Raw genomic sequence first — 22905 nt, 5'->3', positions numbered from 1 at the left:
GAGGACCTCGCCGGACCGGTCAGCCGAGGTTGACCATCCACCGCACGCCGAAGCGGTCGGTGAGGTCGCCGTACTCGTCACCCCACATCTGCTTCTCCAGCGGCGTCCCGACCTCGCCGCCCTCGGACAGCCTCTCGAAGTAGGTGCGCAGCACCTCCTCGTCACCCGACAGGGACACGGTGATGGTGTCGCCGGGCCGGTGGTCCATTCCGGGCGGCGTGTCCGAGGCCATGATCGTGTAACCGGCCTCGGTCTCCAGCTGGGCGTGCATGACCTGATCGGCCTGCGGCGTGTCCCGCATGCCGAACTCGCCGAAGGTGCTCACCTTCAGCTCGCCGCCGAAGACCGAGTGGTAGAACTCCATGGCCTCGCGGGCCGAGCCGTCGAAGCGCAGGTACGGGTTGAGGCGAGTGGCCACCGGAATCGCTCCTCACGAAGAGACGGACCCGCATACTCGCAAAGCCCTGCCAGGCCGACAACCTGACGCACGCCGCACCGTGCCAGCCGTGCGAACGTGGCCACGAGGTGCCGCGCCCGAGGTGACAACGTTGGCAGGACCGTGGAGACGACGTGGTCCTCGTGCTCGGGCCGGCGACAGAACTCTTTCAAGATTTTTCGCGGCGCGTGTCGATCCGGTGCCGGTGCCGTTCGACGCATCAGTGGAAGGACACGACATCCTGGAGGGAATCACCATGAGCGCCACGACCGCCACCGCCACCCGCAAGTTCGCCGTCGGCCGCTACGCCACCGCCGTGACGCGGGTGCTGACCGGGTTGCTGTTCGCGACGACCGGCCTGAACGGCTTCCTGATGTTCCTGCCCGCACCGGACCCGAGCACCATGGCGCCGGGTGGTGTCGCGTTCACCGGGGCGTTGTACGCCACCGGGTACATGCTGCAGCTGACCGCCGGTGTCGAGCTCGTCGCCGGCGTGCTGCTGATGGTCGGCCGGTTCGTGCCGCTGGCCCTCGCACTGCTGGCGCCGGTGGTGGTGAACATCTTCCTGTTCCACGTCTTCCTGGAGACCGGCGGCCTGGTGACGGCGCTGCTCGTCGTGGCCGCCGAGATCGGTCTGGCATGGGCGTACCGCGACCGGTTCCGCCCGATGCTGCAGGCCCGCTAGGGCTCACCGCAGAACGGGTTCCCGCGCCGCCGGTGTCCACACAGGACACCGGCTACCGTGCGACGAAAGCGGCCAGCAGGGCCTGCACCTCGTACACGTCCACGCCCTTGCCGAACTGCTTGGCGATCGGCGCGTCCGCGCCGGAGACCCAGATCTTCAGCTCCGCGTCGAGGTCGAAGTGGCCCGCGGTCTCCACGCTGAACTGCGTGACCGCCCGGTAGGGGATCGAGTGGTACTCGACCTTCTTGCCGGTCATGCCCTGCTTGTCGACCAGGATCAGGCGCCGGTCGGTGAACACGAACGCGTCGCGCAGCAGCTGGTACGCCGCGTGCACCTGCTCGCCCTGGGCCAGCAGCCGGCCGAACTCCTGCGCGGCCGCCCTGGGGTCGAGCTTGGAAGCGTTGCCCATCATCCCGCTGAGAAGTCCCATGCGTCCACGTTTACCAGGCTTCCCGGGAACTCGTCCGCACGCCGGTCACCCCACCGGCCGGGCGTTGCGCAACCGGATGCCGCTCCACCCGAGGGTGCTCCCGCGCACCGCGGCCCAGAACGGCTGCAGCGCCGGCAGCACCCGCAACGAGATCTCCGCTTCCTCGTGCAGCTCGAACAGGTCGCCCACGCGTTCGGGCGGCCCGAGCGGCTCGACCGGGACCGTCGCCACCACCGCGTGCCCCGGCCCCTCGCCCTGCTCGCCGAACGGGCGGAACGGCCCGGCGTCGAACCGGTAGGCGTAGAGCACCACCGTCCGCATCCGCTCCAGCCAGCCGTACTCGACGGCGTGCACCCGGTCGCCGCAGCCGGGCCCGATGACCCGGTCGCGGTCCCCGGCGGTCGTCCCGTCCACCACCCAGGCCAGCACCCGCGGGCACTGGCGCGGGAACCAGTGGTCCGGCGACCGCTCCGCGTCCACCGCCCACACGTACTCGCCGGACTGCCGCGCGGTCGCCGCCAGGTGCGGCACGAACCGCGTGATCGCCGGGTCCTCGGAGAAGTGCAGAACCTGTCCGCGTTCAGGGCGCATGTGGTCATACTGACGCCCATGCGCAGGTTGGTGCTCGTGGTTCTGCTGGTGCTCACCGGGTGCTCCGGCACCGCGGCGAACGGGGTCGAGCTGGTCCGCGTGGACCTGACCGCGACCCCGGAAGCCCTGGCGCCGCACGGGGACGCGCTGCTCGTCGGCACGCGGCCCAGCGACCACCCCGAGCTGGTGCTGCGCGCGAAGGACGGCACCCAGAGCGCCGTCCGCCTCACGCCGGCCACCCCGTACGGCAAGGAGGCGCACTGGTACGGGCTCACGTCCGACGGCCGGGACGTCTTCGGCGTCGGCGGTGAACGCGGCGGCGCGCACGGCAACGTCCGGTGGAGCGCGTGGACCGGTGACGGCCGCCAGATCGCCGAGCAGCCGCAGGGCTTCAGCACGTTCGGCGGGTACGGGGCGGGGGAGCTGCTCACCGTCGTCGGCACCGCGACCGGCCCGCGGATCATCGGCAGCTGGCAGAGCGCGAAGGCCGGTCTCGACATCGCCACCTGGACCTACGGCGCCGGTACGTGGACCCGCGAACCCAGCGCGGGCACGGTCCTGGAGAGCTCGCAGGAGCTGCTGAAGTTCCCGATGGCGGCAACCTCGACGGACGACGGCGGCGCGCTCGTCGTCGGCTGGCAGACCGGCGGCGGCAGCACCGGTGCCGCGGTCTGGCGGTTCGACGGCCGCACCTGGACCACCGCGACCCTCCCCGACGGCGACGCCGCGCTCGCCGCGCGCTGCTGGGACGGCACCTGCCACGTCGTCGGCCGCAGCGGCGGGAAGCTCGCGTGGTGGCAGGGGTCGCAGGCCGAGCCCGCGGGGTGGCGGAAGGTCTCCACGCCCGACGTCCCGGTGGGCGACCGCGACGACCTCGCGCCACCGGTGCCGGTCAACGGCGTCCCGACGCTGTTCGTCGACCACGGCGGCGTCAAGCTCGTGTCCGAACGGGACGAGCGGCCCGCCGACGGGCCCACCGGGAAGGTCAGCGCCGCCGCCGTGGCGGGCGGGCAGGTGTTCGTGATCGCGGGCGACCGCCTGTGGCGGCTGGCTTGACCCGCGCGCCACACCGCGCGTCACGCCTCACCGCTGGCCCGCCTGGAGGCGGTGCGGTTGCGGCCACGGGACGACCGGCTCGCGGGCGGAGTGGCGGAGCCACCGGTGGGCCGCCCGGCGGCACCCGCTGGGCCTGATCGATCCAGTCACTCCGGACACCCGAATAGCTCCGCTGTGTGATGCCGGGTTTGCGATGACATTGCGCTGCTTGTCCCACGTCTTCCGGTCAATGCATTCACCCGGATGCGGCATGTCGATCCGTGCCGAGACAGAACAAGCCCGGGAATACAGCGATCTGGACGCACAATGGTCACGCTTGGACACACAATTGCTGAGAGTCAACTGTTGATGTGGCTGATCGGCCGTCCTTTGCCGCTGACGTGGGCGACTATGGCCCGGTCAGTGGACCCCCGCGAATGGTGGGGGTGGGCGGCGGTCCGCCAGAACGGCGGTTAATCTCGTGCAACTCGTCCACTGCAATCCAGTGCGCCGACGTCGCAACCACCGGGGAGAGGACTGAACACGGGTGGCCGGATTTCTGTTGCGGCGGTTGGTCAACTACGTGGTGCTCGCCCTCGTGGCGACGTTCCTCGCGTTCACGTTGGCCTCCGTCACGTTCGACCCGATCGGGGTGCTGCAGCAGCGCAACCCCCCGCCGCCGGCAGCCACGATCGAGGCGAAGAAGAGAGACCTCCACCTGGACCAGCCGATCCCGCAGCGGTTCGTGACGTGGATGAGCGGGGTCGTGCAGGGTGACTTCGGCAAGACGGTCACCGACCGGCCGATCACGGAGGAGCTGGGCCGGCGCGTCGGCGTGAGCCTGCGGCTGTTCCTGCTGGGCATCACGATCGGCATCCTGTTCGGCGTGCTGCTGGGCGTCGTGAGCGCCATCCGGCAGTACAAGTTCAGCGACTACTTCGCGACCCTCTTCAGCTTCATACTGCTGTCCACGCCGGTGTTCGTGCTGGGCAACCTGCTCAAGATCGGCGCACAGGACCTCAACGAGGCGGTCGGCAGCAACGTGCTGCTGTTCGTCGGCGAGACGACGCCGAACTTCGAGGGCAGCTGGTTCGAGCACTTCTGGGACCGGATGCAGCACCTGATCCTGCCGACGCTGACGATCGCGCTCGGCCAGATCGCCTACTACAGCCGCTACCAGCGCTCGTCGATGCTCGACGTGCTGGGCAGCGACTTCCTGCGCACCGCGCAGGCCAAGGGGCTCACCCGCAGGCGGGCGCTGTTCAAGCACGGCCTGCGCACGGCACTCATCCCGATGGCGACGCTGTTCGCGTTCGGGTTCGGCCTGCTCGTCGTCGGCGGCACGTTCACGGAGACGATCTTCAACTGGTTCGGCATGGGCCACTGGCTGGTCGAGGGGATCTCGAAGCAGGACACGAACGTCACCGCGACGGTCACCCTGTTCGTGGCGGTCTGCGTGCTGTTCTCCGGCTGGCTGGCCGACGTCCTGTACGCCGCACTCGACCCCCGCATCCGGGTCAACTAGAAGAGGACGACGACGTGACCGTGATCCTCAACGAGGGCGACTCCGCGGGAACCTCCGGCGCCGCCTCCGGCAGCCCGGTGGACGCCGCTCCGGACCCCGGCAAGGCGATGACCCGCGGCAAGCTGGTGTTCATCCGCTTCAAGCGCAACAAGCTGGCGCTGGTCGGGCTCGGCATCATCGTGGTGCTGTACCTGATGGCGTTCGTCAGCCCGTTCTTCTCGCAGTGGAGCTACACCGACCGCGACTACACCGCGTTCCTGCAGCCGCCCTACAACGAGCACATCTTCGGCACCGACAACATCGGCACCGACATGTTCGCGCAGGTGATGCGCGGGCTGCAGAAGTCGTTGATCATCGGCATGCTGGTGGCGCTCATCTCCACCACCGTCGCCGCGATCATCGGCGCGACCGCCGGGTACTTCCTCGGCGTCGCCGACCGCGCGCTCATGTGGGTCGTCGACCTGCTGCTGGTGCTGCCGTCGTTCCTGATCATCGCGATCCTCAGCCCGCTGTTCCGCGGCGAGTCGTGGTGGCTGCTGGTGTTCATGCTGGCGGCGTTCCAGTGGATGATCACCGCGCGCATCGTGCGCGGCATGACGCTGACGCTCAAGGAACGCGAGTTCGTCAAGGCGGCCAAGTTCATGGGCCAGCCGGCGCGCACGATCATCGCCAAGCACATCGTGCCGAACATGGCGTCGCTGCTGATCATCGACGCGACCATCAACGTCGGGTCGGCCGTGCTCGCCGAGACGGGCCTGAGCTACTTCGGGTTCGGCGTCCAGTCGCCCGACGTCTCGCTCGGCACCCTGATCGGTTCCGCGTCGCAGTCCGCGACCACCTTCCCGTGGCTGTTCCTGTTCCCGGCGGGCTTCCTCGTCGTGTTCGTGCTGGCGGTCAACTGGGTCGGCGACGGTCTGCGCGACGCGCTCGACCCGACCTCCACGCGCGTGCGCAAGCGCGAGAAGAAGGACAGCAAGGAGAAGGCGTCCCGATGACCACCTCGGAGATCCAGTTCGACTCGCCGGCCGGCCCGGCGGCCGTCGGGCCGGTGCTGCAGGTCGAGGACCTGCACGTGTCCTTCCCCAGCGAGGCCGGTCGCGTGCAGGCCGTGCGCAGCCTGAGCTACCAGGTCTCGCCCGGTGAGGTGCTCGGCATCGTCGGCGAGTCCGGCTCCGGCAAGTCCGTGTCGTCGCTCGCCGTGATGGGCCTGCTGCCGTCCTCGGCGCGCATCACCGGTTCCATCAGGTTCCAGGGCCGCGAGCTCATCGGCCGCACCGACACCGAGCTGTCGAAGATCCGCGGCCGGCGCGTCTCGATGGTGTTCCAGGACCCGCTGTCGGCGCTGACGCCCGTCTACACCGTCGGCGACCAGATCGCCGAGGCGATCCTGGTGCACCGCAGGGGCGCCGTGTCGAAGCAGGCCGCGGCCAAGCGCGCGGTCGAGCTGCTCGACCTGGTCGGCATCCCGAACGCCGCGGAGCGCGCCAAGGCGTTCCCGCACGAGTTCTCCGGCGGCATGCGGCAGCGCGCGGTGATCGCCATGGCGATCGCCAACGACCCCGATCTGATCATCGCCGACGAGCCGACCACCGCGCTCGACGTGACGGTGCAGGCGCAGGTGCTGCAACTGCTCAAGACCGCGCAGGAGGTCACCGGCGCTGGCATCGTGCTCATCACCCACGACCTCGGCGTGGTCGCCGGGTTCGCGGACCGGCTGATGGTCATGTACGCGGGCCGCGCCGTCGAGACCGGCCTGGTCGACGAGATCTACCAGCGGCCGCGCATGCCGTACACGCTCGGCCTGCTCGGCTCGATCCCGCGCCTGGACGTCGGCGAGAAGCAGGCGCTGGTGCCGATCGTGGGCCAGCCGCCCGCGCTCACGGACCTCCCCCCGGGGTGCCCGTTCGCGCCGCGCTGTCCGATGGTCGTTGACGCCTGCCACACCGCCGAGCCGCCGCTGATCGACGTGGACGGCTCGCCAGAGCACCAGGCCGCGTGCATCCGCACCGGCGAGATCGCGGCGACCGACGCCGAGGGCGCGGAGGCCGCGGCGGAGATCTACGGCGCCGAGGTCGTCGAAGAGGCCGAGATCGCCAAGGTGCCGCGCGAGCAGCGCGACGTCGTGCTGGGCCTCGACGAGCTGGTCAAGGAGTACGCGGTCACCAAGGGCGTGGTGTTCAAGCGCCGCGTCGGCACCGTGCACGCCGTCGACGGCATCACGTTCGACATCCGCGAGGGCGAGACCCTGGGCCTCGTCGGCGAGTCGGGCTGCGGCAAGACCACGACGCTGATGGAGATCCTCGGCCTCGAGAAGCCCATGAGCGGCGGCATCTCCGTGCTCGGGCGGGACGTGGCGTCCCTGGACGCCAAGCGTCGCTTCGAGATCCGCAGGGACATGTCCGTCGTGTTCCAGGACCCGATGGCCTCGCTCGACCCGCGCTTGCCGATCTACGACATCATCGCCGAGCCGATGCAGGTGCACGGCTACGGCAAGTCCGACATCGCCCGCCGGGTGCCGGAGCTGATGTCGCTCGTCGGGCTGCGGCCCGAGGTGGTGTCGCGCTACCCCGGCGAGTTCTCCGGCGGCCAGCGCCAGCGCATCGGCATCGCGCGCGCCCTCGCTCTGGAGCCCAAGCTCGTCGTGCTCGACGAGCCGGTCTCCGCGCTCGACGTCTCCATCCAGGCCGGTGTCATCAACCTGCTGGAGGAGCTGAAGTCCAAGCTCGGACTGGCCTACCTGTTCGTGGCGCACGACCTGTCGGTGGTGCGCCACATCGCGGACCGGGTGGCCGTGATGTACCTGGGGAAGATCGTCGAGATCGGCGAGGTGGACTCGGTGTTCGACGCACCGCGCCACCCGTACACGCAGGCGCTGCTGTCGGCGATCCCGATCCCGGACCCCGTCAAGGAACGCCAGCGCGAGCGCATCATCCTCACCGGCGACCTGCCGAGCCCGGCGAACCCGCCGTCCGGCTGCCGGTTCCGCACCCGGTGCTTCCTGCACGCCTCGCTGCCTCCCGAGAAGCAGCGCACGTGCATCGAGCTGGAACCGCCGCGCGAGGTCCAGGCAGCCGACCACGAGGCCGCCTGCCACTTCGCCCAGATTCGACAGGTCCTCTGATGGCTCAGGTGACCTGCGTGCACGAAGGAACAGTGTCCCCGGCAACTGGTGTCCGGGCACGAGGGAGGTTCACGACAGTGAGTCGACGTACCAAGGTGGGAGCGGCCGCACTGGTCGCGGTCGCCCTCACGCTTACGGCGTGTGGGGGGCCCGCTAAGAACGACACCGGGCTCAAGGGAACGGACCAGGCCGTCGGTCAGGCGGACATCAACCCGCAGGACGCGTCCAAGGTGAAGGACGGCGGCAACTTCAACTGGCCGATCACCTCGCTGGCGGACAACTGGAACAACTGGCAGCTCGACGGCACGAACGCCGACACGGACGTCATGCTCCGCACGTTCATGCCGAGCCTGTTCACGCAGAAGGCCGACTCGACCATCGAGGTCAACAAGGACTACCTGGAGGACGCGAAGCTCGCCTCCTCCGACCCGCAGGTCCTCGAGTTCAAGATCAACCCGAAGGCCAAGTGGTCGGACGGCACCGCGATCTCGTGGCAGGACTTCGAGTCCATGTGGAAGGCCCTCAACGGCACCAACAAGGCCTACGAGGTGTCGACCACCACGGGCTACGAGGACATCGAGAAGGTCGAGAAGGGCGCGACCGACCAGGACGTCAAGGTGACGTTCAAGAAGAAGTTCGCCGAGTGGAAGGGCATCTTCTCGCCCCTCTACCCGAAGGCGATGTTCGACTCGCCCGAGGTCTTCAACAAGGGCTGGGCCGACCAGCCGCAGACGACCGCCGGCCCGTTCAAGCTGGGCTCGATCGACCGCACCGCGAAGATCGTGACCGTCGTCCGCGACGCCAACTGGTGGGGCGAGAAGCCGAAGCTCGACTCGATCACGTTCCGCCAGGTCGACCGCACCGCCGGCCCTGACGCGTTCGCGAACGGCCAGATCGACTTCTACGACATCGGCTCGAACATCGACTACTTCCAGCGTGCCAAGACCACGCCGGGCGCCGTCATCCGCCAGGCCGTGTCGCCGGACTACTCGCACATCACGTTCAACGGTGCGGACACCTCGATCCTCAAGGACGCCAAGCTCCGCGTCGCGCTGATGAAGGCCATCGACACCAAGACGATCGCCAAGGCGCTGCTCGGCCAGATGCTCAAGGGCGAGCCGCAGGTCGTCGGCAACCACTTCTTCCTGATCGGCTCGAAGGAGTACAAGGACAACTCGGCCGTCGCCGCGTTCGACAAGGAAGCCGCGAAGAAGCAGCTCGACGAGCTGGGCTGGAAGCTCGAGGGTGAGACCCGGAAGAAGGACGGCAAGGAGCTCGTCATCCGGTACATCATCCCGACCCCGAACCCGGTGTCGGACAACATCTCGAAGCTGGTCCAGACGCAGCTGAAGGACGTCGGCGCCAAGGTCGACATCCAGGCCGTGCCGAGCGCCGACTACTTCAAGCAGTACGTGAACGTCGGCAACTTCGACATGACCGGCTTCCGCTGGCTGTCCTCCGCCTCGCCGATCTCGGACAGCAAGGGCATCTACTTCCTCGACCAGGCCAGCACCAACCAGAACTACGGCCGCATCGGTTCCGAGGAGATCAACAAGCTGCTCGAGCAGGCCAACGGTGAGCTCGACGACGCCAAGCGCTTCGAGATCGCCAACGAGGCGGACAAGAAGATCTGGGAGGCGGGCCACCAGCTGCCCCTCTACCAGTCGCCCGGCGCCGTCGCGGTCCGCGACACCGTGGCGAACTTCGGTGCCGTCGCGTACGCGAACCGCCCGTACGACTACATCCACATGGGCTTCATCCAGAAGTGACCCGGCTGTAGGTACTCGGTTGCAGTAAGGCCCGAACGGCCCGGTGGGTCTCCCCGCCGGGCCGTTCGCTTTGCCCGTAGGAGTTTCCTGTGCGCGTCCGCGCTTTGCGTCATGGTCTCGTCGCCACCGGTGTGGTGCTGCTCGTGTGCGGCGTGGTCGCCCTGTTCTCGTGGCTGTCCTACACGGACAAACGCGCGGAGCTGGCGTCGCTGACCTCCCGTGCCATCGCTGACGTGGTGTCCTATTCGGACGGTTACGTGGACGTCCGCTGGCCGTCCGGTTCGGCGCGGGTGGCTTACTCCTCGGGGGACAAGCTGGTCGGCCGGCAGGCGCAGGTCGCCTACGACCCGGCCGACCCGTCGCGGGCGGTGCTGCCGGGGTCGGACCTGCTGGTGGACACGGACCGCGCGCTGGGCGGCGTGACGTTCCCCGCCGCGGTGGCGGTGCTGGTCGTGCTGGCCGGGGCGGTGCGGGTGCTGCTGGCCTCCCGCCGCGGTGCGCCGGAAGCGGTGACCGTGCGGCGGATCCGGGTGCAGTCAGGGCTGATGGTGCGGTCGTGGCTGGAGCTCGACGGGCCCACCGAGCGGTGGGTGCCCGTGTACTACGACCCGGTGCTCGTGACGCTGCCGTCGCCGTCGGCCGGGGAGCGGCGCGGACGGGTGTTCCTCCTGGACGGGGTGGCGGTGTACCCGTCGGGGCGGGTGGTGACGCGGCACCCGCGGGGACGGCGCGTGGACAACCCGGTGCGGCCGGACGCCGAGACCGTCGGGGTGCGCGGGGTGTGGGCGCAGCTGCGGGTCGACTCGGTGTTCTTCGCCCCGGCACCGTTCGTCGGGCTGTTCTGGGCCTACCTGGACGACAGCGGGTTCTTCGGGTGGGTCACGGCCACGGTGGTCGCCGGGGCCCTCGGGCTGTGGTGGGGCGCCTTCCGCGGGTCCGACCCGTCGTAGCGCGGCTACTCGCCCGCCTGCTCCGCCGCCCGCTTCCGCCGCTTCCCCTCGTGCATCGCCACGACCCTGGCCACCGGAATCTCGTGCCCCTCGGCCACGAGGTCCGCGGGCAGCTGCTGCGGTGCGGGCATGAGCGACGTCCACGGATCGCCCTCGAACCGGCTGCGGACGGTGAAGTCGGCCGGGGTCACGTCGGCCAGCGACTCCCAGGGCACCGGGAACGAGATCGGCAGGCCCTCGCGCAACCGCGGGCTGTAGGCGGCGACCACCGTGGCGCCCCACGCGCGGGTCGAGTCGAGGAAGACCTTGCCGCCGCGTTCCGCGCGGATGTACGCCGTGGTCGCGAGAGCGGGGTCGAGCTTCTCGGCGCGGGCGGCGAGGGCGCGGGTGGCGGCGGCGACGTCGTCGGGGTCGTGGGGGAGCAGGGGGACGAAGACGTGGACGCCCTTGGCACCGCTCGTCTTCACCAGGCCGGAGAGACCGGCCGCCGCCAGTGCCTCGCGGATCAGGAACGCCGACCGCACGACCACGTCGAAGCCCGCGTCCTCCGGCGGGTCGACGTCGAGGACCAGGTGCGTCTGGTGCTCACCGGCGGACAGCGGGACGTGGTACTCGACGGCCCGCTGGTTGGCGAACCACATCAGCGTCCGCTCGTCGTCGCACAGCGCGTACCGGATCGAGCGGTGGGAGGCCTCCGCCCAGACCGAGGTGGTCTTGACGAACGACGGCGTGTACTTCGGGACGTTCTTCTGCATGAAGGGGTCCTGGCCGCGCAGGACCCGCCACACCGACAGCGGGCGGCCGGCGAGGACCGGGACGAAGCGGTCGGCGACGAAGCCCAGGTAGTCGACGAGGTCGGCCTTGACGGTGCCGCCGAAGAGCGGTTGGTCGAGGCTCGTGAACTTCACGGCGTCACTGCTCATCGGGGACCTCGAGCTCGTCACGGGCTGCCCACTCCAGCAGGGGTTCGATGGACCACACCGCGTCGTCGATGCCGGCGTGCAGGTCACCCAGCTCCGCGAACCGGGCGGGGACGGTGGCGATGGTGAACTCGCGCGGGTCCACGTCCGGGATCTCGTCCCAGCGGACCGGGGTCGAGACCGTGGCCTCCGGGTGGCCGCGGACCGAGTAGGCGCTGGCGATCGTGCGGTCACGGGTGTTCTGGTTGTAGTCGACGAACACCAGGGACGGATCGCGGTCCTTGCGCCACCAGGTGGTCTCGACGTCGTCGGGCGCCCGGCGCTCCACCTCGTGCGCGAACGCCAGCGCGGCCTTGCGGACGTCCTGGAAGCCGAAGGACGGCTTGATGCGCACGTAGACGTGCAAGCCCTTCGAACCCGACGTCTTCGGGAAACCCACCGCGCCCAGCTCGGCGAGCACCTCCTGCACCACCAGGGCGACGCGGCGCACGCGGTCGAACGGGCACGTTGGCCCGGGGTCGAGGTCGATGCGCCACTCGTCGGGCTTCTCCGTGTCGGCCGCGCGGGAGTTCCACGGGTGGAACTCCACTGTGGACATCTGCACCGCCCAGATGACGTCGGCGAGGTGGGAGACGCACAGCTCGTCCGCGTGCCGGTTGTAGCGCGGGAAGTGCACCCGCACCGTGCGGACCCACGGCGGCGCACCGTGCGGAAGGCGTTTCTGGTGCACCTTCTCGCCGGTGACGCCCTCGGGGAAGCGGTGCAGCATGCACGGGCGTTCCCGCAGGGCGCGGACGATGCCGTCGCCGACGGACAGGTAGTACCGCGCGAGGTCCAGCTTCGTCTCCCCGCGTGCGGGGAAGTAGACGCGGTCGGGGTTGGAGATCCGCACGACGCGGTCCTCCACCTCGAGCTCCACAGCCGGGGACTTGCCCATGCCGTTCAACCTAACCGCTCGGAGCGGTTTCTTCAGCGGGAACGGCGGGGCGGCTCCTAGGCCTCGGCGTCCGCCTCCAGACGGGCCTTCTCCGCCAGCCGCGCCTCCTCGGCCTTGAACTCGGCGTAGGTGGCGCGCTCGCGCACCAGCCAGTCCGGGTTCTCCTCCTTGATCGCGGTGATCTGCTCGGTGGTCAGCGCCTCGGTGATGCCCGCGCGCACGAGGCCCGACGTCGAGATGCCGAGCTTCTGCGCGATCAGCTGCTTGGGGTGCGGGCCGTTGCGGCGCAGGTCTCGCAGCCACTCCGGCGGGTTCGCCTGCATCTCGTCCAGCTGGTCGCGCGAGACGACGCCGGCCCGGAACTCCTCGGGCGTCGCCTCCAAGTACACGCCGAGCTTCTTGGCGGCGGTGGCGGGCTTCATCGTCTGCTGCGACTTCATGCGCAAAGGGTAACCGGGTCGTTCGGCCACCCGGCGGACCAGGCTACTCTCGGGAGGTGACCGGCTCTTTCACGCTCGCGTACGTCCCAGGTGTGACGCCGGGCAAGTGGGCGCGGGTCTGGCAGGAACGCCTGCCGGAGACCCCGCTGCACCTCGTCCAGGTCCCCGTCGCCGAGGCCGCGGCCAAGGCGCGCGCGAAGGAGGCCGACGCCGTGCTGCTGCGGCTGCCCGGCGACCGCGAGGACCTGCACGCGATCCCGCTCTACACCGAGACCACGGTCGTCGTCGTCCCGAAGGACCACGAGCTCGCGGCCGCCGAGGAGCTGTCCCTGGCCGACCTGCGCGAGCACGTGCTGTGGCAGCCCGCCGACGACACCCTCCGCTGGGACGAGCAGCCGGGACAGGCGCCCGTCGAACGGCCGGAGACCACCGCGGCCGCCGTCGAGCTCGTGGCCGCGGGGGTGGGTCTGCTGGTCGTGCCGCAGTCGCTGGCCCGCCTGCACCACCGCAAGGACCTCAAGCACGTGCCGGTGCACGACGCACCGCAGTCGCGGGTCGCGCTGGCGTGGTTGATCGAGGACGAGAACCCCGAGCTGGTCGAGCACCTGATCGGCATCGTGCGCGGCCGCACGGTCAACAGCACCCGCGGTCCCGCCGCGGAACCGGCCGAGAAGCCGCGCAAGGCGGCGGCCCAGTCGAAGTCGCAGTCCCAGGCGCGGCAGTCCTCCGGGCAGCGCCAGTCCTCCGGGCAGCGGCAGCCGAAGAAGCCGGCCCAGAAGGGCGCGAAGACCCGGCGCCGCTAGGCCCGCGGCGTCCACACCGGACGGTGCGGCGGGCCGGGTGGGCCCGCCACGCGCCGCCGCTACTGGTTCTGCGCCGTGATCTGCTCGCGCAGCCGGTCCTCCTGCTCCCTGAGCTCCTGCGTCATGACCTCCTCGAACGCCTCCGCGCCGTGGATCTGCCGGATCTCGACCGAACCGCCGCGGAACGGCGCCTTCTTCAGCCACTCGACGGCGTCGGTGAGCGTGGGCAGCTCCCAGATCCAGAAGCCGGCGATCAGCTCCTTGGTCTCGGCGAAGGGGCCGTCGACCACGGTCGTCGCGCCCTTCTCGTCGAAGTGGACGCGGACGCCCTTCGCGCTGTCGTAGAGTCCCTCGCCCGCGAGCATCACGCCCGCCTTCACCAGCTCCTCGTTGAAGGCCCCCATCTCGGCGAGCTCGCCGGCGGTGGGCAGGACGCCGCTCTCGGACTCCTCGGACGCCTTGACGATGACCATGAAGCGCATGTCGGTCTCCTCGTGAACTCGGGTGTGCGTGCGTTTCTACCCACGCGTCGATCGGGCGGCGGTGGCTTTCGACAGCACGGACTCCATTGTGACCGGCGTCACAAATTGCGATGCGGGGCTAGGCTGGGCGCATGCGTGACGACGTCGAGTGGATTCTCGAGAACTGCCAGGTCTGGGCGATCGTCGGCCTGTCCGACAACCCGTCCCGCGCCGCCCACGGCGTTGCCCGCTTCCTGCAGCAGCGCGGCAAGAAGATCGTGCCCGTGCACCCGTCGGCCGAGACCGTCCACGGCGAACAGGGCTACGCCTCGCTGAAGGACGTCCCGTTCGAGGTGGACGTCGTGGACGTGTTCCGGCGCTCCGAGGACGCGGGGCAGTTCGCCGACGAAGCCGTCGAGATCGGTGCCAAAGCCGTGTGGTTCCAGCTCGGCGTGGTCGACGACCAGGCGTTCCGGCGCACCAAGGACGCGGGGCTGCGGATGGTCATGGACGTCTGCCCGGCGATCGAGTGGCGCTCGCGCTGACGCCTTGGCTACCCTGCGTTGTAGTCGTCTCCGGCACCTGGGGGTTCGGGGACACTGAGCCTGGGGGGCTTGTTCTGCCATGCGCGTTGACATCGACGTGCTGCAGCCCGCGGATTCTCCGCGCGTTGGCGGCTGCAGTGACGAGTTCGTCCGCCACCTGGCGTCCTCGGACGCCTCGATCCCACCGGTCGTCGTGCACCGGCCCTCGATGAGGGTCGTCGACGGCGTGCACCGGGTCAGGGCGGCGGCACTGCGCGGCTGGAGTTCGGTCGACGTCGAGTACGTCGACGGGACGGTCGAGGACGTGTTCGTCCTGTCCGTCGAGCTGAACCAGGCCACGCTCTCCACCGCCGACCGCGAGGCGGCGGCCCGGCGGGTGCTGCGGTCGCACCCGCAGTGGTCCGACCGCTCGATCGCCGCCGTCACCGGTCTCGCGGCCAAGTCCGTCGGCGTCCTGCGCAGGGCCGTGGGCGGCCAGTCACCGAGCAGGGTCGGTCGCGACGGCAAGGTCCGCCCGGTCAACAGCGCCGCCGGCCGCCGGCTCGCGGGCCAGCTGATCCAGGACCGGCCGGGGGCGTCGTTGCGCGACGTCGCCCGCGCCGCCGGGGTGTCACCGGGGACGGTGCGGGACGTGCGGCGGCGGCTGAGCCAGGGCCTGGACCCGGTGCCCGAACGCATGCGCGCCGCCGAACGGGCCGACGCCGTGGTGCCGCAGGTGCGCACCGAGGTGCGGGCACCGGGCGTGACGCTGCCGATCCTGCGCCGTGACCCGTCGCTGCGGTTCACCGAGCACGGCCGGCTGGTGCTGCGCTGGCTGGAGGCGCACGCCGTGTCGTCGGGGGAGTGGGCCGTGGTGGTGAACGGGGTGCCGTCGCACTGCCGTGAGCTGGTCGCGGACATGGCGCGCAGCTGCGCCGAGGCGTGGACCGAGATGGCCGACGCCCTGGAACGCGAAAACCGCGCCGCTGTGTGACCCCGCGCCGGACGGCTAGCCGGCGAAGAGGAGCTCCGCGATCTCCGCCGCCAGCTCCCGGCCCACCGCGGGACAGGAGCGGGTGAGCAGGTTGCTGAACGCCGTCAGGTCGATGTGCACGGTCGCCGACTGCACCTGCCGCACGTCGTCCAGCAACGCGGTCACGAGCTCGCACGCGTGCTCCAGGTCGCCCGCCGCCGCGTGGGCCAGCGCCCGCCGCAGCCCGAACCGGGTGCGGGCGCGCAACGCCGCCGGGGCGATCAGCGGCAGCTGCAGGTCGAGGATCGCGGCGGCCTCCGCGTGGCGGCCCAGGTCGTGGAACGCCCACGCCGTCGTGATCGCCACCTGGTCGACCAGGCTCGTCGAGCCGTACCGGATCTCGCCGCCCTGCTGCTGCAGCAGCAACGCGCGTTCCAGCGTCTCCTCACACCGCCGGGCGGCCCCGGCCAGCGCGTAGCCCTGCGCCTCCCGCAGCGCCGCCGCCCGCTGCACCGCCGGTGACCGCGACCGCCCGGCCCGGCGCGCGCGTTCGACCGTGGCGCGCGCGTCACCGCGGTACAGGGCGAACTCGGCGGACCGGACCAGCGCGAAGGCCTCCAGCTCCCGGTCACCGCCCTTGATCGCGTACTGCACCGCCTGGCGGGTCAGCTCCGCGGCCGCCGCCTCGTCGCCGTTCTCCTGCTCCATCCACCCCGCGTACTCGGCGTACCGCGCGGCCAGCAGCCACAGGCCCTGGCCCAGACCGGGGTCTCCGGCGGAGCGCGCCATCGTGCCCAGCGTGTCGACCTGCGGCCGCAGCCACTGCAGCACCGCCTCGGGGCTGGAGCGGTGACCGAGCATGCGGATGTTGCCGAACATCGCGTCGAACGTCAGCAGCACCGTGTCGTCAGTCGGGATCGGGCGGGCCGGCGCGTCGGCGAGCGCCGTCAACCGGCCGCCGGCGTGCAGGGCGTCCTCGAACACCCGCGCCATCTCCGGCGTCGGGCGGACCTGGCCGTTCTCTATCTTGCTCAGGTAGCTCTTGCTGTAGCGGACCTGTTCGGCGAGTCTGGTCAGCGACAGCCCGCGCTCGGTGCGCAGGCGGCGCACCTCCTGGGCGAACGTGGGCGACACCGGGCTCACCCCCTCCCCGCGCCAGTGTGTCGCGCCGCGCGCCCCACCGAGCCGAATGTCCACGATTTGGCCATTCATTGACGATCAACTGGGCGTATCTGGGACGGTTGGCGATGGTTCCATGTGAGGCATGGCTACGACGTGTCCCGACTCCTCCTCGGCTGGTGTGGTGATGGTCTGGCAGCGCTTGGCGACCAACGTGGTGCACCGTTCGCCGTGGTTCGAAGTCCGCAGCGACGACGTCGTCAGACCTGACGGCGGCCACGGCGTGTACACGCACGTGGTGGCGCCCGCGTCGGTGACGGTGCTGGCGATCCGCGACGACGACCAGGTCGTGCTGACCAGGCAGTGGATCTACACGCACAACGGCACGCAGTGGCGACTACCCGGCGGTGCCGTGGACGAGACCGACGCGGGTCCCGCCGAGGCGGCCGCCCGCGAGCTCGCCGAGGAGACCGGGCTGCACGCCGAGCGGTGGGAACGGCTCGGCCAGATCCACGGCGCGGACAGCCTGAGCAACCACGTCGACCACATCTTCCTGGCCACCGGCCTCACCCAGGGCCAGGCGTCCCTCGAACCCGGCGAGTCCGACCTGCGGGTGCGCACGATCCCGTTCCGGCACGCGCTCGAACTGGTCCAGCAGGGCATGCTCCCGCACGCCGGCAGCTCCCACGCGGTGCTCGTGATGGCACTGCGCCGCGCCACCGCGCACTAGGTGTTTCCTGATCCACCAGGAAACAGGAAACCCGTTCTCATCCGATCGGCCCGGTCGCATTCTTGTGGCACGCGAGAACAACAGACCGAAGTCAGTCGAAATGAGAAGGTGAATTAGCGATGAGAGTTCTGTGCTCACTCGCCACCGTGGTGAAGGTGGCCGCGATCTGCCTGCTGGTGGGATTCGTGGCCGGTAGTTTCCTCATCGTCTCGGTGATCTGACCCGACTTCGATCTGCGGTTCTCCCTTGCCGAAACAGGGAGGTGGAAACCGTGGAACCGCATTTCTTCGTTGAGCTCCTGTCCGCTCTGCTGGGCGTCTTCGCCTAGACCGGCGGACGTGGTGCCCACTGCACGCCGTAACCGCGGCCCTGACGGGGGTGTGAGAACTCCACGTCGATCTCACCGATCTCGTCGACGGGCAGCCTCGCGGGCCAGGGCGTCAGGTCGTCGGTGTCGCGGGCCAAGGCCTCGTCGACGCGCCACACCGACTCGGGCAGGTCGTTCCGGTCGAACCGCACCCGCAACCGGAACGACTCGCACATCCGCTCCGGCCAGAACACGTAGGTCGGACGCATCGACTGTCCCCGCGGCACCCTCACCTCCAGTGCGAACTGGTGCGTTTGCCCCGTGTTGAGGGGTCGGGGCAACCGCAGCTTCATGAGGAAGCGCCGCGGGGACGGTCGTTCGTGGCCGATGAGCTCGACCCCGTGCAACACCTCGATGTCCAGGTCGCCCGGCGCGCCCTCGGGGGTCGGGGAGGGGATCGTGATGGACCAGGCGATCTCGTTCACGCCGTCGGTGTCGGCCACGACGGTCCGGCGCTCCGTGCAGGCCGGCGTCGGGCCGTCCAGCTTCAACAGCGCCTCGAACTCCTTGACGTGCCACGACTCGGACGGTGCCGGGGGCGCCGTCGCCGGAGCCGGTTGCAGCGCCACCTCCACGAGGCGCTGCAAACCGGACTCCATCCTCCTGCGCACCGTGCGCGCGCCGCGGTCCTGCTGCCGCGCGAGCCAGTCGATGCGTTCGTTGAGGAACCGGTACTGCGCCTCGTCGTGCAGTCCGAGCGGCGCGAGAACGGCGTTGCGGACCTCCACCGGGAATCCGCGCACCGCGTTCGTCACCCACTCGCGCAGTTTCGTGCGCACGGTCTCCGCGCCGTCCGCCTCCGCGATGCCGCACACCTGGCGCAGCGCAGGACCGACGTGCACGTCGATTCCGGGAGTCTGCACACCGCGCCCGCGGCACAACGTGCGCAGTTCTTCCATCAACTGCTCAGGTGAGACAGACATCCATCCTCCGCGCGGATTTCAGTTCGCCGGACATGTCGGGCCCACCTGCTCCGGCGTTACTGCGGACGCACCCGTCCGGGTGAATGTGGATATCGACGGGCAAAGTGGCCGACCTACACCCTATGACAGATCATCTCCCGCCGAACGACTGATGCCCTGATCTCGTCGATCACGGTAACGTGCTGGTCACGGGCCTGGACTGCACCTCCTGTCCGGGCATCCCTGCCGATGTGGAGGTTCCTTTAGTGCTGCGCACAATTCTCTCCGCCGTATCAGTGTTCGCGCTGATCAGCGGTGCCACGCCCGCGGTCGCCGCACCGGTCGAGGGCGCATATCTGCTCCAGTTCCGCGACACGTTGTCCGACGCGCAACGCGTCCAGCTCAAGGGCCTCGGGGTCCGGCTCGGCGCGTTCGTGCAGGACGGCACCTACGTGGCGCGGATGACGAACACGGCGCGGATCGCCCGGTTGAGCTACGTGCGGGACCTGCGCCCGTTCGAGGCCCGGCCGCAGGTGGCCGCGCTGTCCGGGTCCGCCGCGTACCTGGTGACGCTCGTCGAGCAGAACGCCGACGACCAGAGGGCCGTCGCCGACAAGATCAAGGCGATCGGCGCGCGCGTCGACTCGATCTCGGCGAGCCGCGAGCACATCCTGGCCCACCTGGACGCGGGGCAGGCGGCGCAGGTCGCGAAGCTGCCGGCCGTGCTCGCCGTCGACCCGGTGTCCGCGCCGGAGACCGACATGGCGATCTCCCGAGAGTCGTCCGGTGCCAACTACGTCGAGGCCGCCGGCGGCTACCGCGGCCAGGGCGTGCGCGGCGAGGTGATGGACGGCGGGCTGCGCACCACGCACCAGGAGTTCAAGGCCCGCCCGCCGCTGATGCACACCGGCAACTCGTCGAGCACCTCGCACGGCACGTCGACCTACGGGCAGATCTTCGCCTCCGGCGTCTCGGCCGCGCAGCGCGGCGTGCTGCCGGAGGGCCAGGGCATCTTCGCCGTCTACAACTCCGGTGACCGCTACGCCCACACCGCGCAGCTCGTCGACCCGGCGGGGCAGTACCGGGCGGTGTTCCAGAGCAACAGCTGGGGCGACTCGCTCACCACCGCGTACACGTCGGTCTCGCAGCAGATGGACCGGATCGTGTTCGACCACGACATCCTGATCTGCCAGTCGCAGAGCAACGCCGGCACCCGCAGCTCACGCCCGCAGGCGTGGGCGAAGAACGTGCTGTCGGTCGGCGGCCACTACCACTACAACACCGCCTCGCGCGCCGACGACAAGTGGAACGGCGGCGCGTCGATCGGACCGGCCGCCGACGGCCGCATCAAGCCGGAGCTGTCGAACTTCTACGACCGCATCGACACCACGTCGTCCACCTCGGACACCTCCTACACCACGTCGTTCGGCGGCACGTCCGGCGCCACGCCGATCACCTGCGGCAACGCCGGCCTGCTGTTCCAGATGTGGGCCGACGGCGTGTTCGACGGCGGTCCCGGCAAGGGCCGTGACGTGTTCACCGCGCGCCCGCACGCGGCCACGGCCAAGGCGCTGCTGATCAACACCGCCGACCAGCACGCGTTCTCCGGCACCACGCACGACCAGACCCGCACCCACCAGGGCTGGGGCACCGCGTCCGTGCGCAACCTCTACGACCGCGCGAAGGCCGGCGGCTGGAAGCTGCCGGTGCTGGTCAACGAGACCGACCTGCTCACGACCGGCCAGTCGCGCAAGTACACCGTGACGTCGAACGGCCAGACGCCGCTGCGGGCCACCCTGGCCTACACCGACCCGGCCGGCTCGCCGACCGCGGCCAAGGCCACCGTCAACGACCTCACGCTCAAGGTGACCGCGCCCGACGGCACCGTCTACTACGGCAACAACGGCCTGCTGGCCGGCAACTGGTCGACGCCCGGCGGGTCCGCGAACACCGTCGACACCGTCGAGAACGTGCTCGTCCAGACGCCCGCCGCGGGCACCTGGACGGTCGAGGTGATCGCGACGGCGGTCAACGTCGACGGCCACCGCGAAACGGCCTCAACGGACGCCGACTACGCCCTCGTCGTCTCCTAGAAAGTGCACGCGGGGAGCTTTCGTACTCTCCTAGCGCACGAAAGGCCCCCGCGTGCGACATCACGCAAGCTCCGCGTGCGGCATCACGCAAGGTGCACGCGGGGAGCTTTCGTACTCTCCTAGCGCACGGAAGGCCCCCGCGTGCGACGGCACGCGGGGGCCCCGCGTTCCCTTTTCGGGGAACGCGGGAGTCCCGCGTTCCCCTGGGGGGCACGCGGGGGCCCCGCGTGACACGTCACTCGAAGCGGGACGGGTCGCCGGCGCCGTAGCGGGTGATCTCGGGCTCGCCGTCGGAGAAGTCCACCACCGTGGTGGGCGTGGTGCCGCACTCGCCGGAGTCGATCACCGCGTCCACCACGTGGTCGAGCCGTTCCTTGATCTCCCAGCCCTGCACCAGCGGCTCCGCCTCGTCGGGCAGCAGCAGGGTGGACGTCAGCAGCGGCTCACCCATCGCCTGCAGCAGCGCCTGCGTCACGATGTGGTCCGGGATGCGCGCACCCACCGTCTTCTTCTTCGGGTGCATCATCCGGCGCGGCACCTCCTTCGTGGCGGGCAGGATGAACGTGTAGCCGCCCGGCGTCGCCGCCTTGACCGCGCGGAACACCGCGTTGTCGACCTGCACGAACTGCCCGAGCTGCGCGAAGTTCTCGCACATCAGGGTGAAGTGGTGCTTGTCGTCGAGCTTGCGGATCGACCGGATCCGGTCGATGCCGTCCTTGTTGCCCAGACGGCAGCCCAGCGCGTAGCAGGAGTCGGTCGGGTACGCGATCAGGCCGTCCTCCTGCAAGATCCGCACGGCCTGGTCGATCGCGCGCTTCTGCGGGTTGTCCGGGTGGACGTCCAGGTACTTCGCCATGGCCGCGCAGTCTAGGCCGATCAAGGTTTGAGCAGCACTTTGACCATGCCGTCGGCCTTCTTCTGGAACGTCTCGTACGCCCGGGGCGCCTCGGCCAGCGGCAGCCGGTGCGTGGCGAAGTCGTCCACGCCCAGCGGGTCGCCGTCGGTCAGCAGTGGCAGGATCTCCGGCACCCAGCGCCACACGTTCGCCTGGCCCATGCGCAGCTGGACCTGCTTGTCGAACATGGTGAGCATGGGCATCGGGTCGGCCATGCCGCCGTAGACGCCGGAGATCGAGATGGTGCCACCGCGCCGCACGATCTCGATGGCGGTGTGCAGCGCCTTGAGCCGGTCCAGGCCCGCCTCGCGCATGAACTTCTGCGCGACCACGTCCGGCAGCAGGCCGGTGAACTGCTGCGCGGCCTTCGCGACCGGTGCGCCGTGCGCCTCCATGCCGACCGCGTCGATCACCGCGTCCGGCCCGCGACCGCCGGTGAGGTCCCTGACCACCTCGGCGATGCGCTTGCCGGCACCCCGCAGGTCGATCGTCTCGACGCCCCTGGCCTTGGCGCGGGCCAGCCGTTCGGGCACCAGGTCGATGCCGATCGCCCGCACGCCCCGGTGCATCGCGACCCGGCACGCCATGTCGCCGATCGGGCCGAGGCCCAGCACCGCGACCGTGCCGCCGTCCCGCACGCCCGCGTACTCGACCGCCTGCCACGCCGTGGGCAGCACGTCCGACAGGTACACGAACCGGTCGTCCGACGGGCCCTCCGGCACCTTGATCGGCAGGCTGTTGCCGAACGGAACCCGCAGGTACTCGGCCTGACCGCCGGGCACCTGGCCGTAGAGCTTCGTGTAGCCGAACAGGGCGGCACCGGACCCGTACTCGCGGACCTGCGTCGTCTCGCACTGCGACTGCAGCCCCTGGTCGCACATGAAGCAGTGGTTGCAGGAGACGTTGAACGGGATCACCACCCGGTCGCCGGGCTTGAGCTCGGTGACCTGGGCGCCCACCTCCTCGACGACGCCCATCGGCTCGTGCCCGAGGATGTCGCCCTCGGTGAGGAACGGCCCCAGCACCTCGTACAGGTGCAGGTCCGACCCGCAGATGCCGCTGGACGTGACCCTGACGATGACGTCCTCTGGTTCCTTGAGCGCCGGGTCGGGAACGTTGTCGACCCGGACGTCGCGTTTGCCGTGCCAAGTGACTGCCTTCATGCCCAGGGCGTTCCCCGGTCGTTCGCATTGATAACC

Annotated in this window: 23 protein-coding genes; 12 read left to right on the top strand and 11 right to left on the bottom strand. The window is 70.1% G+C overall.

Annotated features, from left to right (window positions below):
• Nucleotides 1–19: 19 nt before the first annotated feature.
• Nucleotides 20–418, bottom strand: coding sequence for a VOC family protein (locus tag ACZ7CF_RS03235; RefSeq protein WP_360398715.1), 399 nt, complete (start codon nucleotides 416–418; stop codon nucleotides 20–22).
• Nucleotides 419–692: 274 nt separating this feature from the next.
• Between ACZ7CF_RS03235 and ACZ7CF_RS03230 the strand changes: the two genes are divergently transcribed.
• Nucleotides 693–1121, top strand: coding sequence for a hypothetical protein (locus ACZ7CF_RS03230; protein WP_360398713.1), 429 nt, complete (start codon nucleotides 693–695; stop codon nucleotides 1119–1121).
• Nucleotides 1122–1173: 52 nt separating this feature from the next.
• Here the strand turns inward: ACZ7CF_RS03230 and ACZ7CF_RS03225 are convergent, their stop codons facing one another.
• Together ACZ7CF_RS03225 and ACZ7CF_RS03220 are read right to left on the bottom strand one after the other, a co-directional pair.
• Nucleotides 1174–1551: a PH domain-containing protein gene (locus ACZ7CF_RS03225; RefSeq protein WP_360398711.1), complete on the bottom strand. Its 378-nt coding sequence runs from the start codon at nucleotides 1549–1551 to the stop codon at nucleotides 1174–1176.
• Between the two features lie 45 nt (nucleotides 1552–1596).
• Nucleotides 1597–2142 carry a DUF6886 family protein gene (locus ACZ7CF_RS03220; RefSeq protein WP_470368671.1) on the bottom strand — a complete coding sequence of 182 codons (546 nt, stop codon included), beginning with the start codon at nucleotides 2140–2142 and terminating at the stop codon, nucleotides 1597–1599.
• 18 nt (nucleotides 2143–2160) lie between these two features.
• On the opposite strand from ACZ7CF_RS03220, the gene ACZ7CF_RS03215 reads away from it, so the two are divergent.
• The 6 genes from ACZ7CF_RS03215 to ACZ7CF_RS03190 all read left to right on the top strand — a co-directional run bounded on the left by ACZ7CF_RS03215 (nucleotide 2161) and on the right by ACZ7CF_RS03190 (nucleotide 10542).
• Entirely contained in the window at nucleotides 2161–3198 is a 1038-nt protein-coding gene (locus ACZ7CF_RS03215; protein ID WP_360398707.1) for a hypothetical protein, read from the top strand.
• Nucleotides 3199–3724: 526 nt separating this feature from the next.
• Entirely contained in the window at nucleotides 3725–4702 is a 978-nt protein-coding gene (locus ACZ7CF_RS03210) for an ABC transporter permease (RefSeq protein ID WP_360398705.1), read from the top strand.
• 14 nt (nucleotides 4703–4716) lie between these two features.
• Nucleotides 4717–5697, top strand: coding sequence for an ABC transporter permease (locus ACZ7CF_RS03205; protein ID WP_360398703.1), 981 nt, complete (start codon nucleotides 4717–4719; stop codon nucleotides 5695–5697).
• Complete coding sequence (locus ACZ7CF_RS03200; protein ID WP_470368670.1) at nucleotides 5694–7823, top strand: dipeptide ABC transporter ATP-binding protein; 2130 nt, start codon at nucleotides 5694–5696, stop codon at nucleotides 7821–7823. The genes ACZ7CF_RS03205 and ACZ7CF_RS03200 overlap by 4 nt, the downstream gene beginning before the upstream one ends.
• A 77-nt stretch (nucleotides 7824–7900) precedes the next feature.
• Entirely contained in the window at nucleotides 7901–9592 is a 1692-nt protein-coding gene (locus ACZ7CF_RS03195; RefSeq protein WP_360398699.1) for an ABC transporter family substrate-binding protein, read from the top strand.
• An 89-nt stretch (nucleotides 9593–9681) separates the two neighbouring features.
• The gene (locus tag ACZ7CF_RS03190) at nucleotides 9682–10542 is read left to right on the top strand and encodes a hypothetical protein (protein WP_470368669.1); all 861 of its coding nucleotides are present in this window, start codon (nucleotides 9682–9684) and stop codon (nucleotides 10540–10542) included.
• 5 nt (nucleotides 10543–10547) lie between these two features.
• On the opposite strand, the gene ACZ7CF_RS03185 is transcribed toward ACZ7CF_RS03190, so the two are convergent.
• The 3 genes from ACZ7CF_RS03185 to ACZ7CF_RS03175 are packed head-to-tail and all read right to left on the bottom strand — an operon-like array spanning nucleotide 10548 to nucleotide 12821.
• Nucleotides 10548–11465 (bottom strand): DNA polymerase domain-containing protein, encoded by a 918-nt coding sequence (locus tag ACZ7CF_RS03185; protein ID WP_360398695.1) that lies wholly within the window; start codon nucleotides 11463–11465, stop codon nucleotides 10548–10550.
• Entirely contained in the window at nucleotides 11455–12399 is a 945-nt protein-coding gene (gene ligD / locus ACZ7CF_RS03180) for a non-homologous end-joining DNA ligase (RefSeq protein ID WP_360398693.1), read from the bottom strand. Before ligD ends, ACZ7CF_RS03185 begins: the two co-directional genes overlap by 11 nt.
• 56 nt (nucleotides 12400–12455) lie before the next feature.
• Nucleotides 12456–12821, bottom strand: a complete 366-nt coding sequence (locus tag ACZ7CF_RS03175) for a DUF5997 family protein (RefSeq protein ID WP_360398876.1) — start codon at nucleotides 12819–12821, stop codon at nucleotides 12456–12458.
• A 74-nt stretch (nucleotides 12822–12895) separates the two neighbouring features.
• Here ACZ7CF_RS03175 and ACZ7CF_RS03170 point away from each other — a divergent pair, with 74 nt between their 5' ends.
• Nucleotides 12896–13642 carry a LysR substrate-binding domain-containing protein gene (locus tag ACZ7CF_RS03170; RefSeq protein WP_470368668.1) on the top strand — a complete coding sequence of 249 codons (747 nt, stop codon included), beginning with the start codon at nucleotides 12896–12898 and terminating at the stop codon, nucleotides 13640–13642.
• A gap of 59 nt (nucleotides 13643–13701) precedes the next feature.
• On the opposite strand, the gene ACZ7CF_RS03165 is transcribed toward ACZ7CF_RS03170, so the two are convergent.
• Nucleotides 13702–14124: a YciI family protein gene (locus ACZ7CF_RS03165; protein WP_360398689.1), complete on the bottom strand. Its 423-nt coding sequence runs from the start codon at nucleotides 14122–14124 to the stop codon at nucleotides 13702–13704.
• Between the two features lie 131 nt (nucleotides 14125–14255).
• Between ACZ7CF_RS03165 and ACZ7CF_RS03160 the strand changes: the two genes are divergently transcribed.
• Both ACZ7CF_RS03160 and ACZ7CF_RS03155 read left to right on the top strand, forming a co-directional pair.
• Complete coding sequence (locus ACZ7CF_RS03160; RefSeq protein ID WP_470368667.1) at nucleotides 14256–14648, top strand: CoA-binding protein; 393 nt, start codon at nucleotides 14256–14258, stop codon at nucleotides 14646–14648.
• A 79-nt stretch (nucleotides 14649–14727) separates the two neighbouring features.
• Nucleotides 14728–15621: a ParB/RepB/Spo0J family partition protein gene (locus ACZ7CF_RS03155; protein ID WP_470368666.1), complete on the top strand. Its 894-nt coding sequence runs from the start codon at nucleotides 14728–14730 to the stop codon at nucleotides 15619–15621.
• 15 nt (nucleotides 15622–15636) lie between these two features.
• Here the strand turns inward: ACZ7CF_RS03155 and ACZ7CF_RS03150 are convergent, their stop codons facing one another.
• A complete protein-coding gene (locus ACZ7CF_RS03150; RefSeq protein ID WP_458433431.1) occupies nucleotides 15637–16734 on the bottom strand; it encodes a helix-turn-helix domain-containing protein in 1098 nt (365 codons plus the stop codon).
• Nucleotides 16735–16864: 130 nt separating this feature from the next.
• Here ACZ7CF_RS03150 and ACZ7CF_RS03145 point away from each other — a divergent pair, with 130 nt between their 5' ends.
• Nucleotides 16865–17449: an NUDIX hydrolase gene (locus ACZ7CF_RS03145; protein WP_360398681.1), complete on the top strand. Its 585-nt coding sequence runs from the start codon at nucleotides 16865–16867 to the stop codon at nucleotides 17447–17449.
• A gap of 324 nt (nucleotides 17450–17773) precedes the next feature.
• Here the strand turns inward: ACZ7CF_RS03145 and ACZ7CF_RS03140 are convergent, their stop codons facing one another.
• Nucleotides 17774–18739 (bottom strand): hypothetical protein, encoded by a 966-nt coding sequence (locus tag ACZ7CF_RS03140; protein ID WP_360398679.1) that lies wholly within the window; start codon nucleotides 18737–18739, stop codon nucleotides 17774–17776.
• Between the two features lie 245 nt (nucleotides 18740–18984).
• Here ACZ7CF_RS03140 and ACZ7CF_RS03135 point away from each other — a divergent pair, with 245 nt between their 5' ends.
• Complete coding sequence (locus ACZ7CF_RS03135) at nucleotides 18985–20811, top strand: S8 family serine peptidase (RefSeq protein ID WP_458433428.1); 1827 nt, start codon at nucleotides 18985–18987, stop codon at nucleotides 20809–20811.
• A 235-nt stretch (nucleotides 20812–21046) separates the two neighbouring features.
• On the opposite strand, the gene ACZ7CF_RS03130 is transcribed toward ACZ7CF_RS03135, so the two are convergent.
• Together ACZ7CF_RS03130 and ACZ7CF_RS03125 are read right to left on the bottom strand one after the other, a co-directional pair.
• Nucleotides 21047–21667: an L-threonylcarbamoyladenylate synthase gene (locus ACZ7CF_RS03130; RefSeq protein WP_458433427.1), complete on the bottom strand. Its 621-nt coding sequence runs from the start codon at nucleotides 21665–21667 to the stop codon at nucleotides 21047–21049.
• 20 nt (nucleotides 21668–21687) lie between these two features.
• On the bottom strand, nucleotides 21688–22869 hold the full coding sequence (locus ACZ7CF_RS03125; protein WP_360398673.1) for a zinc-dependent alcohol dehydrogenase: 1182 nt from the start codon (nucleotides 22867–22869) through the stop codon (nucleotides 21688–21690).
• Nucleotides 22870–22905 lie beyond the last annotated feature (36 nt).

The sequence above is a fragment of the Lentzea sp. NPDC036955 genome (genome assembly GCF_055608005.1).
This window is presented reverse-complemented; position numbering and strand designations above follow the sequence as displayed.